12 protein-coding genes are annotated in these 16,028 nt (G+C 39.2%); 10 read left to right on the top strand and 2 right to left on the bottom strand.

Annotation, left to right across the window (positions count from 1 at the left end):
- Positions 1-163: 163 nt before the first annotated feature.
- Both DDZ16_RS16580 and DDZ16_RS16565 read right to left on the bottom strand, forming a co-directional pair.
- Positions 164-394, bottom strand: a complete 231-nt coding sequence (locus DDZ16_RS16580) for a hypothetical protein (RefSeq protein ID WP_109265604.1) — start codon at positions 392-394, stop codon at positions 164-166.
- 1,036 nt (positions 395-1,430) lie between these two features.
- Positions 1,431-3,563 carry a S9 family peptidase gene (locus DDZ16_RS16565; protein ID WP_232526790.1) on the bottom strand — a complete coding sequence of 711 codons (2,133 nt, stop codon included), beginning with the start codon at positions 3,561-3,563 and terminating at the stop codon, positions 1,431-1,433.
- A 294-nt stretch (positions 3,564-3,857) separates the two neighbouring features.
- Between DDZ16_RS16565 and DDZ16_RS16555 the strand changes: the two genes are divergently transcribed.
- The 10 genes from DDZ16_RS16555 (at position 3,858) to DDZ16_RS16510 (ending at position 15,998) form a co-directional block, all read left to right on the top strand.
- A complete protein-coding gene (locus DDZ16_RS16555; RefSeq protein WP_109265601.1) occupies positions 3,858-4,316 on the top strand; it encodes a DUF7713 domain-containing protein in 459 nt (152 codons plus the stop codon).
- A gap of 616 nt (positions 4,317-4,932) precedes the next feature.
- Positions 4,933-6,462, top strand: coding sequence for a Fic family protein (locus DDZ16_RS16550; protein WP_109265600.1), 1,530 nt, complete (start codon positions 4,933-4,935; stop codon positions 6,460-6,462).
- A gap of 115 nt (positions 6,463-6,577) precedes the next feature.
- Complete coding sequence (locus tag DDZ16_RS16545) at positions 6,578-8,005, top strand: hypothetical protein (RefSeq protein WP_109265599.1); 1,428 nt, start codon at positions 6,578-6,580, stop codon at positions 8,003-8,005.
- Between the two features lie 165 nt (positions 8,006-8,170).
- Positions 8,171-8,446 carry a helix-turn-helix domain-containing protein gene (locus DDZ16_RS16540; protein ID WP_109265598.1) on the top strand — a complete coding sequence of 92 codons (276 nt, stop codon included), beginning with the start codon at positions 8,171-8,173 and terminating at the stop codon, positions 8,444-8,446.
- A gap of 88 nt (positions 8,447-8,534) precedes the next feature.
- Positions 8,535-9,992: a hypothetical protein gene (locus tag DDZ16_RS16535; protein ID WP_109265597.1), complete on the top strand. Its 1,458-nt coding sequence runs from the start codon at positions 8,535-8,537 to the stop codon at positions 9,990-9,992.
- 250 nt (positions 9,993-10,242) lie between these two features.
- Complete coding sequence (locus DDZ16_RS16530; RefSeq protein WP_109265596.1) at positions 10,243-11,100, top strand: toprim domain-containing protein; 858 nt, start codon at positions 10,243-10,245, stop codon at positions 11,098-11,100.
- Between the two features lie 233 nt (positions 11,101-11,333).
- Positions 11,334-12,248 carry a restriction endonuclease gene (locus DDZ16_RS16525; protein WP_109265595.1) on the top strand — a complete coding sequence of 305 codons (915 nt, stop codon included), beginning with the start codon at positions 11,334-11,336 and terminating at the stop codon, positions 12,246-12,248.
- 59 nt (positions 12,249-12,307) lie between these two features.
- Positions 12,308-13,861: a type I restriction-modification system subunit M gene (locus DDZ16_RS16520; protein WP_109265594.1), complete on the top strand. Its 1,554-nt coding sequence runs from the start codon at positions 12,308-12,310 to the stop codon at positions 13,859-13,861.
- Between the two features lie 12 nt (positions 13,862-13,873).
- Positions 13,874-14,467, top strand: a complete 594-nt coding sequence (locus DDZ16_RS16515) for a transposase (protein WP_109265593.1) — start codon at positions 13,874-13,876, stop codon at positions 14,465-14,467.
- A gap of 430 nt (positions 14,468-14,897) precedes the next feature.
- Positions 14,898-15,998 carry a restriction endonuclease subunit S gene (locus DDZ16_RS16510; RefSeq protein ID WP_109265592.1) on the top strand — a complete coding sequence of 367 codons (1,101 nt, stop codon included), beginning with the start codon at positions 14,898-14,900 and terminating at the stop codon, positions 15,996-15,998.
- Positions 15,999-16,028 lie beyond the last annotated feature (30 nt).

Here is a 16,028-nt window from a genome sequence, read left to right as displayed (position 1 = left end):
GTTTTCCTTTAAGAGAAGGGGGTATGAGGGGAGGCCTTAAAAAAAGATGCATGCATAACATTAAGTGTAAGTTAAAAATGCTGTTGTATTTATGGGGCACAAAGATTGAACGGTTACCACATTATTCAAATACCATTTAAATACCAATTTTTATGGAAGTATATTACCAGACCAAATGTGAATTTGGGTACGGATCCTGGTAGGCTGATTTTTTATTGAAATGTGAATGAAATTTCTTCTCGGTGATTTGACTACTGCTCAGCTGTGAGGTGTTGTCAGTTTCCTGAATTCGCTGCAGTAACTCATCCAGTTGGTTCTTTACCGGGGCCATTATCGGGATAGGGCTCCAGACTTCTCTGTAGTCATCCAATACGTCTGCACTGTTGTCAAACATTCTGTAATGTTGATTCTGTCTTTCGTTTATAATTTTGCTTTTTTTATGTCCTCATGTAGAAATTGACTCTCCTCCTGATACCTCCAAAGAGTGGTTGTTTGTGATTTTTCTATTGCCAGAATGGCTTTTGTGATTTAAACTTTCGGTTGATAAACTGAGAGCTTCAAAAAGTTAAACGCCATCAGCGTTTATCAGTACTTCCTTGTGGTGATGTGTTGTGTTCTCATCCTGCTCATGCCCGAAAAATGGCTGCTAAAATGAAGGACAGAAATGTACCTTTTTATTACCATGAAACCTTAGAAGGGGGGGTATGGTGCCGCTTCTACCAATGCACAGGAGGCAGAACTCTGGGCCTATATTTTTGGCTATTTCAATATGCAGCTAATGGAGTGAAATGGGATAAGGAAAAACGAGAAGTTGTCCGAAAAGCATAAAACACCAAAGGCATGGAGCATAGAGAATAGGGCATAGAGCATAGGGCGTGGGGCATGGAGACGGGTCACAGCGTCAGTTATGAAATCTCCCAGGTGCGGCGGATTCCGATCTGCCGTTATGAGAAAGCGGATTCTTTTGGGGAAAGCGGCAGAGCCGAGCTGAAAAAGTTACCAGCCCTGAAAGAGCCTAATCCACTAAGGATGCGTGTTGTTCCAGCACCCCGTGGCACCTTGCCCTGAAAGGGCTCAATACAAAAGCGATGGGTTACAGCCCATCGCTAAGAATTAACTAACGAACCCAAAGCCCTGGAAGGGGGTAATCACAATTCTAACTATTACGCCCTTCCAGGGCTCTGGTCTTTGGGAGATGCCAGTTCACAGGGCTTCACTTCACTTCACTTCACCCTTTGTTGGCTTATGTTACCCCTTCGGGGCTTTACTTTGTCTTTAAAGAAATCCGCACTATTTGAGGTGTAGCAACAGGTAAGCCGTATATGCCTTAAATGGTGAAACGACAATAAAAAGCCGGAGTATCAAACTGAAGCCTCGGCTTTTTTAAAAGACTGAATAGTAGTGAGAAAAATGAAATAGCAGGAACTTTCTTATTCCATAATCCCTTCAAGCTTCAGCAAAAAAGAATAATCAAGTGCTGTCTCACGATACCTGCGAAATCTTCCTGAAGCACCGGAATGACCTGCTTCCATGTTTGTTTTTAACAAGATGAGGTTGTCGCTTTGATTAACATCGCGTAGTTTGGCCACCCATTTGGCCGGTTCCCAGTATTGAACCTGTGAATCGTGAAGTCCTGTAGTCACCAGGAGGTTGGGATATTCTTTAGGCTCCACATTGTCGTAAGGCGAATAGGACAGTATGTAATCGTAATGCTCCCTGATGTTTGGATTTCCCCATTCATCGTATTCTCCGGTCGTAAGAGGGATGCTTTCATCCAGCATGGTGGTAATCACATCAACAAAAGGAACCGCAGCAATGACGCCGTTGAACAACTCAGGTTCCATGTTAATGACGGCACCCATCAGCAAACCTCCGGCACTTCCACCCATGGCATAAATCTGTTCTGGATTGGTGTACTTAGCATCAATCAAATGATTGGCACAATCGATGAAGTCAGTAAAAGTGTTTTTCTTCTTCATCATTTTTCCTTCTTCGTACCACTGGCGTCCAAATATTTGTCCGCCACGGATATGGGCAATTGCAAATACAAAGCCCCGGTCGAGCAGACTCAGACGTGCCGAACTGAAATAAGGATCAATTGTGTTGCCGTAAGATCCGTAACCAAAAAGGAGCAAAGGGTTACGGCCTTCCGGATCTATACCTTTGCGGTAAACAAGGGTGACGGGAATACTCGCACCATCGCCGGCAGTTGCAAAAACACGTATGGTTTCATAATCGTCCTTATTGAAAGGCCCCAAAACTTCCTGTTCTTTTTTGAGCTCTTTTTCGTGAGTCTCCATATCGTAATCAATGATGGAGTAGGGGGTGGTCATACTGCTGTATCCGTAGCGTAGTTTTTGGCTGTCAAATTCGGGGTTGGTAGAGATGCCTGCCACATAAGCCTCTTCACCAAAATTGAGGTAATGTTCGTCACCGCCATCCCAGGGCATTATCCGAATCCTTGTGAGGCCATCTTTTCGCTCTTCTGTCACCAGGTAGTTGTTGAATATCTCAATATTTTCCAGAAAAACATCGGTCCGGTGCGGTATCACTTCCTGCCAGTTTTGCTTTCCGGGTATAGTTACCGGTACCTCCATCAATCTGAAGTTACGAGCCTCAAGATTGGTCAGAATGTAAAACTTGTCCCCAAAGTGCGAAATGTGGTATTCCAGTTCTTCTTCACGTGGCTGCACAATGGTGAATTCGCCTTCCGGATTGGCGGCATCAAGAAACCGGTACTCGGTGGAGAGGGTGCTTTGAGAACTGATGATGATGTATTTGTCTGATTTGCTTTTATGAACATAACAGTTATAGGTTTCATCAGCTTCATAAAACACCTCCTGGTCCTGGCTTTGGGTCTGATCTGTGCGGTGTTTTAGTATTCTTTCAGCCCTCAGTGTTTCCGGATTTTTTACCGTATAAAACACTGTTTGGTTGTCGGCCGCCCAGCTGCAGCTGCCCATGGTGTTGCTGAGCGTGTTGGGCAATATTTCACCGGTAGTTAAATTTTTAAAGTAGATCGTGTATTTCCTGCGACTTACGGTATCAATGCTGTAGGCCATCATATTATTATCGGGACTGATGCTCATACTTCCGATCTGAAAATAGTCGTATCCCTGGGCCATTTTATTACCGTCAAGCAGAACCTCTTCTTCAGCATCCAGATTATCTTTTTTACGACAATACACCGGATATTCTCCATCAGATTCATACCGAACGTAGTAATAGTAGCCATTATCTTTGTATGGCACAGTGCTGTCATCTTGTTTAATCCGGCTTACTATCTCTTCGTATAGGGTATCCTGCAGTTCCTCAGTATCTTTCATAACAGCCTTAGTATATTCATTTTCGGCTTCCAGATATTCAATGACTTCAGGGTTTTCCCTTTTCCTCAACCAATAGTAAGGATCCGTTCGGGTTTCCCCGTGTTCGGTCAATTCTTTTGGGATCTTTTTGGCATCAGGAGGTTGAGGTGTATCCATGGTTTGACAAGAGTTTAATCCTAAAATAAGGAGGACAATGGTTAAGGCAAGAAATAACTGCCTGAATGAAGTTTGTTTCATAATTATTTGATGTTGTTTTTAAAGTGATTGGTATGAATTTTTTTTTCTGTGATTAAAGTTAATACTTATTTTTCAGGCATGTATTAGGCGAAATTATTAGATTCGCTGACCGACAACAAATAAAAACATAACAGATAAAATTGGGCAGAAATATCATAGGAGCAATAATTGGTGATATTATAGGTTCGCGCTTTGAATGTGACAATTATCGCGGAACAGATTTCGAATTATTTACTGCAAAAATTACATTTACAGAAGACAATTGTAACGACTGAATGTTTAACTAAATATATTATGACAACAATTACAACCAGTCCGCTTGAAGACGGGTATGATTTTTATATTTCAGACAGGTGGGGAAAAGAATATCATTTTAAGGTAATATCTTTTGATGTTCCCAGTGGTATGTTATCATTAGCTGTTGAGGTTGCTGAAGAGACAGAGGTCTATTATCCCAGGAGAATTGAAATATTATCAGATTATGATGCTGATATTGAATTAGCGGAACTGCAATTGAAAGGAAAAGTCAAAGAAGAGATCAATCAAAAGTCCCTAAAAATGGGTGAGAATTGTGCTTTTGATTTCGAAGAAAACAGTTTAAGCGGCATCATTCTGGCAGATGGTGGCGAACGGATGTCAGAGCCTTTGTTTTCTATTGATGGCAGGAAAATTTCTTCGCAGCAATTTGTTGAAATGCTTTCCCCTTATTGTACTTTCAAGTTTAAATTCGAAATAATTGATCCAACCGATTAGGATTGCTTATGCTTGAAGGTGAATTCGAGCCTCGACCGTTGCTTAGGGCGCAGCTCCTCATTCACAGATGTAAAAAAACCACCCTTTTAAAAAAGGATGGTTTATTTGCGGAGAGAGAGGGAAATGAATTTTTGGCTTCAAATACCACTCTTTCAATGTTTTAACTGAGGCGTTAAGCTTAGTCCTCTGCAAGTCCACCCAGATTATGTTAATTAGGGTGTTTTAGCTCACTTCAAAATGAACTCTATTTCACTTTAAAGGTAATATTTTTAATGAAAAGGATTCGAACCTAAATTAAAAAAAATGGGTTCTCTTTTTTTGAAATAATATGGCTATATACTAAAGATACTACATTGCCAAATACTAAAAATAGTACAATGGCATAAACTAAAAATGCTACATTTGTAAATACTAAATTTGGTACGCAGGTAAATACTAAATGTAATACAACTATTGAGCCCACTCCGAAAAGTCCAATTTAGCCAACTTCTTCGTTGAGCCGTTTTTTTGAATCCTCATTATCAAACGATAACTCCGGGTCAAAAAATCCGGTCGCCTCGAATTTGACAAAATTCTTACTTTTCCGAGTGCACTCAACTATAAAAGTTTATAAAACATGGCCACACCACAGGAAAAACTGGCTCAGGCATTGGCAGCATTGCAGAAGTTACAGCAAGATAACGATGTCGTAATTATTCATGCTGATGATTTGACGGCTCTTCATAAAAAGCTTTTGAAAGCGAATGGCTTTATCAAAGAAGTTATTAGAGGATGGTATATCTCAACCCGTCCGGATGAGCGTGATGGAGATACTACTTCATGGTATATGGCTTATTGGAAATTTGTTTCTGTATATGTTAATTCACGCTTTGGGACTGATTGGTGCCTGTCGCCGGAACAATCATTGCTAATTCATAGTGGCAATACCATAATACCTGCGCAGCTATTGGTTCGATCTCCAAAGGCCAGTAACAATATTGTTCATTTGCTGCATGGTACCTCTATTCTGGATAACAAGCTGAAGATCCCTGAAGAAAAATCCCGGGTGAACAAGGATGGTTTGCAACTCTTAACATTGGAAGAAGGTCTTATAGCGGTAAGTGAAGACTTTTTCACTCGTCATGCTACGGATGCCCGATCCTGTCTTGCGTTGGTTAAAGATGGTTCCATGCTGCTTGAAAAGCTACTTAATGGGGGGCATAGTATTGTCGCTGGCCGTCTTGCCGGGGCATTTCGGAATATTGGCAACAAAAAGTTGGCAGACAATATACTTAAAGCCATGAAGTCATCAGGGTATGATGTCAGAGAGCTTGATCCCTTTGATGAGCAATTGTCAATTTCCCTAAGCACAAGGGATGCCTCTCCTTATGCTAATCGAATGCGCTTAATGTGGCACAATATGCGCGAAACGGTAGTTAATAATTTTCCGGTTCCAAAAGAATTACCATCAGATATTGAAGCATATTTGAAAGAAGTGGAAGACAACTATGTCGATGATGCATACAACTCTCTTTCAATTGAAGGGTATCGGGTTACAGCTGAACTAATAAACAAGGTAAAGTCAGGAAATTGGAATCCCGAAGATAATGAAGCAGACCAGGAAACCCGAAATGCAATGGCAGCACGTGGCTATTATCAGGCTTTTCAGGCAGTTAAAGAAAGCATTAAGGCAATCCTGGAGGGGGAAAATGCAGGGGAAGTTGCTGATTATGATCATGGAGACTGGTACCGGGAATTGTTTGCACCAAGTGTTACCGCAGGTATTCTAAAGGCAGGTGATTTGGCAGGTTATCGTTCGGCTCAGGTTTACATTAAAGGATCAATGCATACCCCACTGAATCCTGATGGAGTGCGTGATGCCATGCCTGTATTGTTTGATTTATTAAAAGAAGAAACCCATGCTGGTGTTCGTGCAGTGCTGGGACATTTTTTATTTGTATTTATCCATCCCTATATGGATGGTAACGGTCGTATCGGACGTTTCCTGTTTAATGTGATGTTGGCATCCGGAGGTTATTCATGGACAGTAATACCACTTGCACAAAGGGTTGCTTATATGGCTGCATTGGAAAAAGCCAGTGCTCATGGGGATGTTACTGATTTTGCCCGGTTCTTGGGAGAATTGGTGGCTGATAGTTCAAAATAAATGCTTGGATAGCATAGGGACTGAAATAGGTGCCTTTTTATGAGGTGTTGTTTAGGCAAAATAAAGTATTTTAGGAAACTTATTTTTTGTCTTATTTTCAATATTAATTTTACAAATGAGTTATCCTCTCCATTTTTTTGATGAGATGGTTGGTGAATTAATTTCAGCCACTTATACAATCGCTCCTCCCCAAATTATAAAAGAAAAATTAATTGCCGACAAAATTGAAATAGAAGGAAGGAGGGTTTTACGCATTTTAAGATCTGAATTTTACAGTTCGATAGAAAATCAACATCGTTCCGTTTATTTTGAAAAGGTCTTGAAACGTTTGCTAACATTAAAGCAGGAACTTGAGGAACTGATTAAAGAATCACAGAATACTTATATAACATTTGGACCTTCAATATCAAAAATATTTCCTGAACTCGAAAATTTTTACTCTTTGTATACACAGATTCATTCTTTTATATGCATTATTCTCGTAGAGTTTGAGCTAACTTATGAATGGGTGGATAAAGAAAAGGCCATCGAATATGGTGTTCATCTACTTTATGAAGATGATTTGCAAAATGATTTTAAAAAAATGGTAGAAGTACTTGAAAAAGATCTTCCCATTCCAGAAGATATAACATTTATATATTCATTTGATAAGAGCCATCTTGACTTTTTTAAGTCTTTGACACCCAAAATCCATAGTAGAGATCAGGTATCCCAGATAAAAGAAGTAATTAACTTGTTTCGTATCGATTCTCACATGGAATTTGGAGAATACGTAAAGAAATTCATTCATGACTATATTGTTTTTAATGAGGATTCAGGATTAAGCTTCTTTTATCAAGTTGCATTAGCATTTTTGAAAGGAGAATTGAAAGAAATTAAGGAGGACGGGAAAAGATTAGATTTTATTTTAGATTTTATGCTTCACACAAATTTGGCATCAGATCTTACCCTTAAATTTATAAGCCAAGAACTTCAATTGCTTGAAATGAGTGAGAGCGAAGAAAGAGTTGTTGGTGGATTGAAATGGTTTAGGCAAAAATTGGAAGGGATAAAAGAGACTCCTAGGTACCAGAAGTTTAATATATCACGGATAAATAAAATTGAAAAATCAACCCTTGATGATGCATTTTTAATTTTAGAGGGATATTTCGAAAGATATGGAATGGATACAGATGAAAAAGAATCTCTTGCTCAATCGGTTGAATCTTCACAATCCAGCAATGCCGAACCAAAGCAAATAAGGTTGCTTGAGGCTGATAGTAAAAAGTACTTGTCAGAGAAGATAGATTACAATGGTACTGCAGATAGTTTAGGATTGCTGTTTGCCTTATTTTTTGAGTCTGGTTTGATTAAATCAAAAAATCAAAAAGCCCGTGTAGCCAGGATCCTTTCTGTCTCTTTTAATGCAAACGATGATTCATTTGGTTATGATACTATCTTGAAAGCCTTCAAAGATCCGTTAAGTAATCAAAAAAGTGTCAAGTATATACAAGAAAAGCTGCATGAAATTAAGGTTCAACTTGCACAGTTGAAAGCGAAATAACTTTTCAAAAATATTTTTCTAATAAGCTTCAAGTATTGAATTACTTATGATCCTCCCTGGGGATACCCGGGGAGTACCTCCCTGCATTTTATTTCACAGATTTGCCAACGTAATTAATCACCTAACGACGTCAACGGTGCAGTGTTAATTCTTAAAATTATTGCAATGGCAAGTCAAATAATGATAATAGATGAACATGAGTTCGGGAAATTAATTCGCAAGATTGATAGAATATCTGATAAGCTTGAAAATCTTGATTTAAAGAGCAACGACGGTTTTAAAGAAAAATGGTATGTAAGCGCCGAGGTTTGTAAAATCCTCAAAGTAAGCAAGCGAACGCTGCAAAATATGCGCGATAATCAGACCATTAAATTTAGGAAGTCCGGTAAAAAGATCTATTACAAAGCTTCCGATATTGAGGAATATTTGAATAAGATTTAAAGACAACCAGGCAGGTTCTGTTTTAGCCTGCCTTTTCTATTCTCATTAACCGGATAATTACCGGTAAATCAATAAAATTTTTATTAAGATGAAATTAACTGATAATACTCAGACGGTCACCGGTATGTCTGATGGTAAGCTCAATCAATCGCATGTTGACGGGAGTGATTTTATTAAAGAAACTGAAGATAAGAAGCTAAGGTTTTCGTCTTCAAAATTTTTCAGGTTTATTCATGGAAAAGGAATACGAAAGATCAGGCAGGGTGCGGATTTCGATTTAGTCCTTGTCCAGGACTACATTGTCTCCAAGATTTCTACCTCAGAGGTGAAAGAAATTGTTTTAAACTATGTCAAGACCTTGGAAAATGACCGTTTAACAGATTATATACTCAACAAAACAGTTCTTTTCTCATTGAAGTATCTGGATGCTGTGGAAACCATAAAACCTAAAATGCACAGAGATAAACCAGGTGAATCTTTCTTTTATTTTCAAAATGGGGTTGTGAAGGTTACTGCTAAGGGCATTCAACCACCGATTCCTTATCGTCAGTTTAAGCGCTTAATCTGGAAGGATCATATTATCTCGCGCACCTTCAATGACGAAACAGATATTGAAACAACACCTCCGATGTTTCAGGATTTTATTTCCAAGCTTAGTGAGGGCAATGAAGAACGATTTAAAAGAATTTGCTCCGTAATGGGGTATTGTTTGTTCGATTACAAAACATCTGCAACATCACGGGCCGTTATTATTAATGATGAAAAGGTAAGTTCTGCTCCGGAAGGAGGAAGTGGAAAAAGCCTGATTGTTGATGCATTGTCAAAATTTAGGAAGACTGCTTTGTTTGACGGGAAGAAATTTGATGCGAAAGCGGATTTTGTTTGGCAGAAGATTGATGAAAGTGTCAGAATTGTGGGGATTGATGATGTGAAGCGAGGATTCAACTTTGAAGATCTGTTTTCAATCATAACTTCCGGGTTTAGAAATATCAATAAGAAAAACAGGGATGAAATTGAGTTGTCCGTAGAAGAGTCTCCCACAATTGTTATTACTACCAACAATATTCTGAAAGGTAACAGCGGTTCTTTTCTGCGTCGCCAACACCAAATTGAGGTTTTCCAGTTTTTCAGCAATAAGCTTACACCACTGGATTACTACGAAAGTACCTTCTTTAGTGACTGGGATGAAAACGAGTGGCGCCGGTTTGATGTGTTCATGCTTAATTGTGTGATGTTGTTTTTGATGCATGGTGTTACCGAATATCAAGAAAAAAATCCCCAACAAAAAGAGCTTATCCGGGAGACCAATCAATCTTTTGCTGAATGGATAGAGGATAACCTGGAACTATTGACAGCTTTTGAGGGTGTGGGGACAATTCAGACGCGTGATTCTTTTCTGGATGCAACCAATCAAAGGTTTACTTCATTGTCGGATCGGAAATTTACCAATTACGTGAAAGCCTATTGCCAAATATATGGCTATGAATATGTGGCTTTATCAAATATGCGTCCCCGGGGATTTCGTATCTCTCAAAAGAGTGAATGATGCGATCCCCTTTTTCTTTTAAAACTTAGCGGTAATGCGGTTAACCATTTGAAAATAAACAATCAAAATAGGTTGCGAAAGCGGATGTTTTCCGGTAAAGAGTCTTGCTGGTTTAATGATAGAGTAGGGGAGAAACCGTAAGAGTACCGATTTGTTGGCCGCTTTTAAATGCTGATAGACAATTTAATAACCGCTTTGCCTGCTGATTTTCATTTTTTATTGATGTCGAATAATTAAAACTGAATAGATCGTGAATGATATTAACATATCTCATGTAGATATACTCGCTATTTTGAATAGCTATGGCATTCAGCCAGTGAAAAACCGCAACCATAAATTCTGGTTCAATTCTCCATTACGAAACGAAACCAAACCATCTTTTGTGGTTGATACAGAAAAGAACCTTTGGTATGACTTTGGACTGGGAGAAGGAGGGAATGCCATTACTTTAATCTGCAGGTTAAATAACGTTAGTGCAAAAGAAGCATTCCAGATTATTTCCGGAAAAGGGTTCCCTAAACCACGAAATATTATTTTTAAAACAGAGAAAACACTAGGGAATTCTGCATTAAAAATTATCAAGGCCAATGCGTCCATTAATAGACCGGCACTTATCGATTATCTAAACCAAAGGAAAATTGATGGCAATGCCGTAAGAAATTGTATGTCTCTAAAAGAGCTTTATTATGCAATCGAAGATAAACGGTATTATGCCATTGGATTCAAAAATGACCGGGGAGGGTATGAAATAAGAAATTCCTTTTGGAAAGGGTCTTCCAGTCCAAAAAGCATTACGACCATCCCCGGCAATCCAGGAATAGTGAATGTTTTTGAAGGATTCATGGATTACCTGTCTGCTCTGACTTTTTTTAAGACTGCTTTTCCCAGGCATACTTCAATTATCCTGAATGGTACTGGTCAGACAAAGGTTTTAATATCCCTTTTGCCTGAATTTAAGAAGGTGCATCTTTACCTGGATAATGATGAGGCTGGACAAAGAGTCGTTGAGCAAATAGAGAAAATACACACCAACGTTATTAACCATTCTAAAAATCTTTATCCAAAATACAAAGACTTTAACGAGTTCATATGTGGGAAGTTGGAGTGAATTTCACCTTTTGACCTTTAAATACTTAGGTGAATAGATCAATTGAATAAGCTGTTAGTTTTAATTTTAAGATCAACAGCAACCAATTTTGAAAACCGTCCTTCTAAACGTAGTGGGGCGGTTTTTTTATTTTCTTGAGCATTAGGTACAAAAAGTCTCATTGGGGAAATCTCATAGATTAATTTACCATAAAATTCGAACGAATTGTTAATTTTAGGGCAAATTAAAGAAATATGGCCGTACCCGACTATCAATCTATCATGTTGCCGTTGTTGAAAATGGTTGCTGATGGAAAAGAATACAGAATCAGAGAAATTATAGAATTACTTTCTAATGAGTTTAATCTTTCACCCGAGGACCGGCGAGAGTTATTGCCAAGTGGATCTCAGCCACTTTTTGATAACAGGGTGAATTGGGCGAACACTTATCTTAAAAAAGCTGGTTTATTGCATTCTGAAAATCGGGGACACGTTCAGATAACTGAGCAAGGCCGTGATGTTTTAAAGAAAAAACCTTCAAGGATAGATAATGCGTTCTTAAAAAAGTTCTCTTCCTTTAATCAATTTATCAATAGAGATCAGAAATCAATTAAGGAAGATGCAGATCAAGGAACTCCAGAAGAAAAAAGTGACAAAACACCTGAAGAGGAATTAGAAAATGCCTGGAAAAGTCTGAATAAAACCCTGGCTTCTGACTTGCTGGATAAGGTTAAAGAAATATCTCCTGCTAAGTTTGAGCAATTGGTGATTGATCTTTTGCTCTCCATGGGATATGGCGGGTCACGCCAGGAAGCCGGTAACTTAGTTGGTCGAACCGGAGATGGAGGAATAGATGGGATTATCAATGAAGATCGCCTTGGACTGGACAAGATTTACCTTCAAGCCAAACGATGGGAGAACACAGTGCCTATAAAAGAGGTACGCGACTTTGCAGGAGCTCTCCTGGCACAAAAAGCCCGAAAAGGGGTTTTTATTACAACTTCTGATTTCCCAAAATCTGCTTATGAATTTGCACACGATATTGATAGAAATATCGTATTAATCAATGGCATTCGCCTGGCCGAATTGATGATTGAATTTAAAATGGGGGTTTCGGTTAAAGAGACTTACCAGGTGAAGGAAATTGATTCGGATTATTTTGAGGGGTGAGTTTTAACTATAAAAATTCTTAGTACTTAAGTTTAAAAGATTTAATAGTCTTATACAATATGTCAGAAGACCAGAAAAAACAATTAGAAGCACAGCTTTGGGGTATCGCAAACCTGTTAAGGGGAAAGATTAGTGCCGACGATTACCGGGATTACATTCTCGGTTTTATTTTTTACAAATATTTGTCTGAAAAACAGCATCTCTATGCCAATCACTTGCTGGTAGGAGAGGACATTACCGAATATCGGGAATTGACCGATGAAGAGTTGCTGAATGCCATACGTGAAGAGTCGCTGATAAAGTTGGGCTATTTTCTCGAACCTCGGGATCTTTTTTCGGAGGTGACCCGGCGTGGACTTGAGAACGACTACATACTGGAAGATCTCCAGCGTATTCTTAACCATGTAGAGCAAAGTACCATGGGAACGGAATCGGAGGACGATTTCAATGCCTTGTTTGAAGACCTGGATTTGAATTCTACCAAAATAGGCCGTACGGTAAAAGCTCGTAATGAAATTATCGTCAGGATCCTGGATTATCTCAATAAAATAGATTTCAAATTGGAAGAGATTGAATCGGATGTACTGGGTGATGCTTACGAGTATCTGATTTCTAAATTTGCTGCCGGTGCCGGAAAATCGGCTGGAGAATTCTATACCCCTCAACAGGTTTCTAAAATTTTGGCCAAAGTGGTGACCACCGATAAAGACAAAATAAAATCGGTTTATGACCCAACTTGTGGTTCCGGTTCTTTGCTTTTGCGGGTGGCCAAGGAAGCCACTGTGGGTGAGTTTTTCGGTCAGGAGCTGAACCGCACCACCTACAATCTGGCCCGGATGAATATGATTCTGCATGATGTACATTTTCGTCAATTCGACATTCAACAGGACGATTCCCTGGAAAGTCCTCAGCACCTTGAGCAGCGTTTTGAAGCCGTGGTAGCCAATCCGCCGTTTTCTGCACACTGGAAGGGTGCTGCCAATCCCCTTTTTGAGACCGATGAACGTTTCAGTCAATACGGCAAACTGGCCCCTAAAACCAAAGCCGATTATGCTTTTGTGCAGCACATGATTTATCATTTGGCCGACAATGGCATAATGGCCTGTGTGTTGCCGCATGGGGTTCTGTTTCGCGGTGCAGCTGAGGGTGTTATTCGTCAATACCTCATAAAAGAACTCAATTATCTGGATGCCGTCATTGGTTTGCCGGCCAATATCTTTTACGGAACATCCATTCCCACCTGCATATTGGTGTTGAAGAAATGCCGCAAAGTGGACGATAACATCGTGTTTATCGATGCCAGCGGAGAGGGCCATTACATCAAAAGCGGCAACCAAAACACCTTGCGCGATGAAGATGTGGAAATGATTGTGGATACCTACCGCAATCGCCAAACCATCGACAAATACAGCTATGTGGCCTCATTGGATGAAATTGCTGAAAACGATTACAATCTCAATATCCCCCGGTATGTGGACACGTTCGAGGAGGAAGAACCCGTGGATCTGAATCAGGTAGCCGGAGAAATAAAGGAAATTGACCGGGAAATGAAGGAGGTGAATGAAGAAATTGCTTCGTTTTGTAATGAGTTGAATATTTCAACACCATTTTAACCTAGTAAATTGATGTCTGGCAGTTTTTGCAATAAATATCGCAGTGAGTCCCATCGTTTTCCCGGTTGGAATTATGCCGGGAATGGTATGTATTACCTGACATTGGTAACACAAGATCGCGATTGCAACCTGGGGCATATTGCTGATGCTAAAATGTATCTGTCCGATTTTGGAGAAATTGTAAACACAGAATGGTTGAAATCATTCGACATACGCGAAGAATTAATCCTGGATGAATATCAGATTATGCCCAACCATATCCATGCCATTGTAAAAATTAGCAAACGAGGCAATTGGCCCGTAGATACGCACGGCCGTGCGTATTTACAGGATATAGACGGCCGTGCGTATTTACAAAGATTACCAAAATCCATATCCTCATTTATTGGTGGATTTAAGGCCGGTGTAAATTCAAAAATTGATGATTTTATTGATGAAAAACACCTGAGGATTCCCAAATACAACAAAAACAATCATTTTTTTCAACACAATTATCATGACCATGTGATCAGAAACAGAGAGGAATATTTGAAAATTAAAAATTACATTATCCAAAATCCTAAAAATTGGGATAAGGATGAATTTAATAACCCGCAGGATGATTAACCCCGGTAAAATGGATGCGTTTTGGAATGATAATATAAATTGAATCGGGATTTTGGTTCCTGCATTTGGAATATGGAACGTGGCATGCGGCACGTGGCCTGTGGAACGTGGCACGTAGAGACGCACGGCCGTGCGTCTAACCTGTTTTTAAATATGCGTCTAACCTGTTATTATTAATACGTTTAACCTGATAAAACAAACCCAAAAAACCTGATAACGATATACGTTTAACCCGATTAAACAAACCCAAAAAACCAGACAACGAAACACGTCAAACCCGATTGTAGAATGGATGTAATCTGAAAATATTAACACGTTTATGGGGAAAAAAGGGAATACGCACGGCCGTGCGTATTTACGAGGTGCGTTTGGTGAAAATGTAATAAATTAATCCAGTACAATCAAGGTTCAGACAACCAACAGAAAACAAATGAAACAACATAACAACATACCGCAACTGAGATTCCCGGAGTTTGATGGGGAGTGGGAGGAAAAAAAATTTGGTGATTTATCGGAGAAAATCAAATCTGGAAAAGATAAAAATGTTGCTTCAGGAAGGTTCCCATTATACGGGTCTATGGGAGTTATTGGTAAAGCCGAAAAACCAACATATGTAGGCCAATTTATCTTGGTTGCCCGAGTAGGTGCAAACGCAGGAAAAATCAGATTTGTTGAGGGGGATTTTGGTGTGACAGATAATACGCTAATTATTGAAAACACTCAAGAAATTGATGTTATTTTTGGCTTTTTCTTATTGACAGTAGCCAATTTAAATAGATACGTTTTTGGGTCTGGTCAACCGTTGGTAACTGGTAGTATGTTAAAGAAATTATCTGTTTCCATCCCCACCCTCCCCGAACAACAAAAAATCGCCCAATTCCTCACCTCCGTTGACAAGCGCATCCAACTCCTGACCTGCAAAAAGGAACAACTGGAGTTCTACAAAAAAGGCGCCATGCAAAAGATCTTTAACCGGGAAATCCGTTTTAAAAATGAAAATGGGAAGGAGTTTCCGGAGTGGGAGGAGAAGAAATTAGGGGAGGTTTGTAAAATAAGAAAAGGACAGCAGTTAAATAAAATTGAATTAGAGAATGAAGGTGCATATCCTGCTCAAAATGGTGGGGTAGTTCCTTCAGGATTTACTGATCAATGGAATTGCAATGAAGATACCATTACCATTAGCGAGGGAGGGAACTCCTGTGGGTATGTTAACTATATGAAAACAAAGTTTTGGTGTGGAGGTCATTGTTATACAATATTGAATCTTAAAAAAGAAATCAATGACATTTATTTGTATCAGTTCTTAAAGATTAAACAAGCAGCAATTATGAGATTAAGAGTGGGTTCAGGTTTGCCAAATATTCAGAAAGTTGATTTATTGAAATTTGAGTTGTTACTGCCATCTTACTCCGAACAACAAAAAATCGCCCAATTCCTCACCGCCCTTGACAAAAAGATAGAACACACCACCGGCGAAATCGAAAAAATGAAAGAATGGAAACGGGGATTGTTGCAAAAGATGTTTGTGTAATTAACATTGGGCGTTTTCATGAATAAAAAA

The sequence above is a fragment of the Marinilabilia rubra genome (assembly GCF_003121985.1).
Classification (GTDB): Bacteria; Bacteroidota; Bacteroidia; order Bacteroidales; family Marinilabiliaceae; genus Marinilabilia; species Marinilabilia rubra.
Note: the sequence above shows the minus strand (reverse complement) of the source record. Positions and strands in the feature narration are given on the sequence as shown.

Coding starts and splice junctions, on each gene's coding strand:
- DDZ16_RS16580 (WP_109265604.1), bottom strand. CDS start 394: ATGTTTGACAACAGTGCAGACGTATTGGATGACTACAGAGAAGTCTGG.
- DDZ16_RS16565 (WP_232526790.1), bottom strand. CDS start 3,563: ATGAAACAAACTTCATTCAGGCAGTTATTTCTTGCCTTAACCATTGTC.
- DDZ16_RS16555 (WP_109265601.1), top strand. CDS start 3,858: ATGACAACAATTACAACCAGTCCGCTTGAAGACGGGTATGATTTTTAT.
- DDZ16_RS16550 (WP_109265600.1), top strand. CDS start 4,933: ATGGCCACACCACAGGAAAAACTGGCTCAGGCATTGGCAGCATTGCAG.
- DDZ16_RS16545 (WP_109265599.1), top strand. CDS start 6,578: ATGAGTTATCCTCTCCATTTTTTTGATGAGATGGTTGGTGAATTAATT.
- DDZ16_RS16540 (WP_109265598.1), top strand. CDS start 8,171: ATGGCAAGTCAAATAATGATAATAGATGAACATGAGTTCGGGAAATTA.
- DDZ16_RS16535 (WP_109265597.1), top strand. CDS start 8,535: ATGAAATTAACTGATAATACTCAGACGGTCACCGGTATGTCTGATGGT.
- DDZ16_RS16525 (WP_109265595.1), top strand. CDS start 11,334: ATGGCCGTACCCGACTATCAATCTATCATGTTGCCGTTGTTGAAAATG.
- DDZ16_RS16520 (WP_109265594.1), top strand. CDS start 12,308: ATGTCAGAAGACCAGAAAAAACAATTAGAAGCACAGCTTTGGGGTATC.
- DDZ16_RS16515 (WP_109265593.1), top strand. CDS start 13,874: ATGTCTGGCAGTTTTTGCAATAAATATCGCAGTGAGTCCCATCGTTTT.
- DDZ16_RS16510 (WP_109265592.1), top strand. CDS start 14,898: ATGAAACAACATAACAACATACCGCAACTGAGATTCCCGGAGTTTGAT.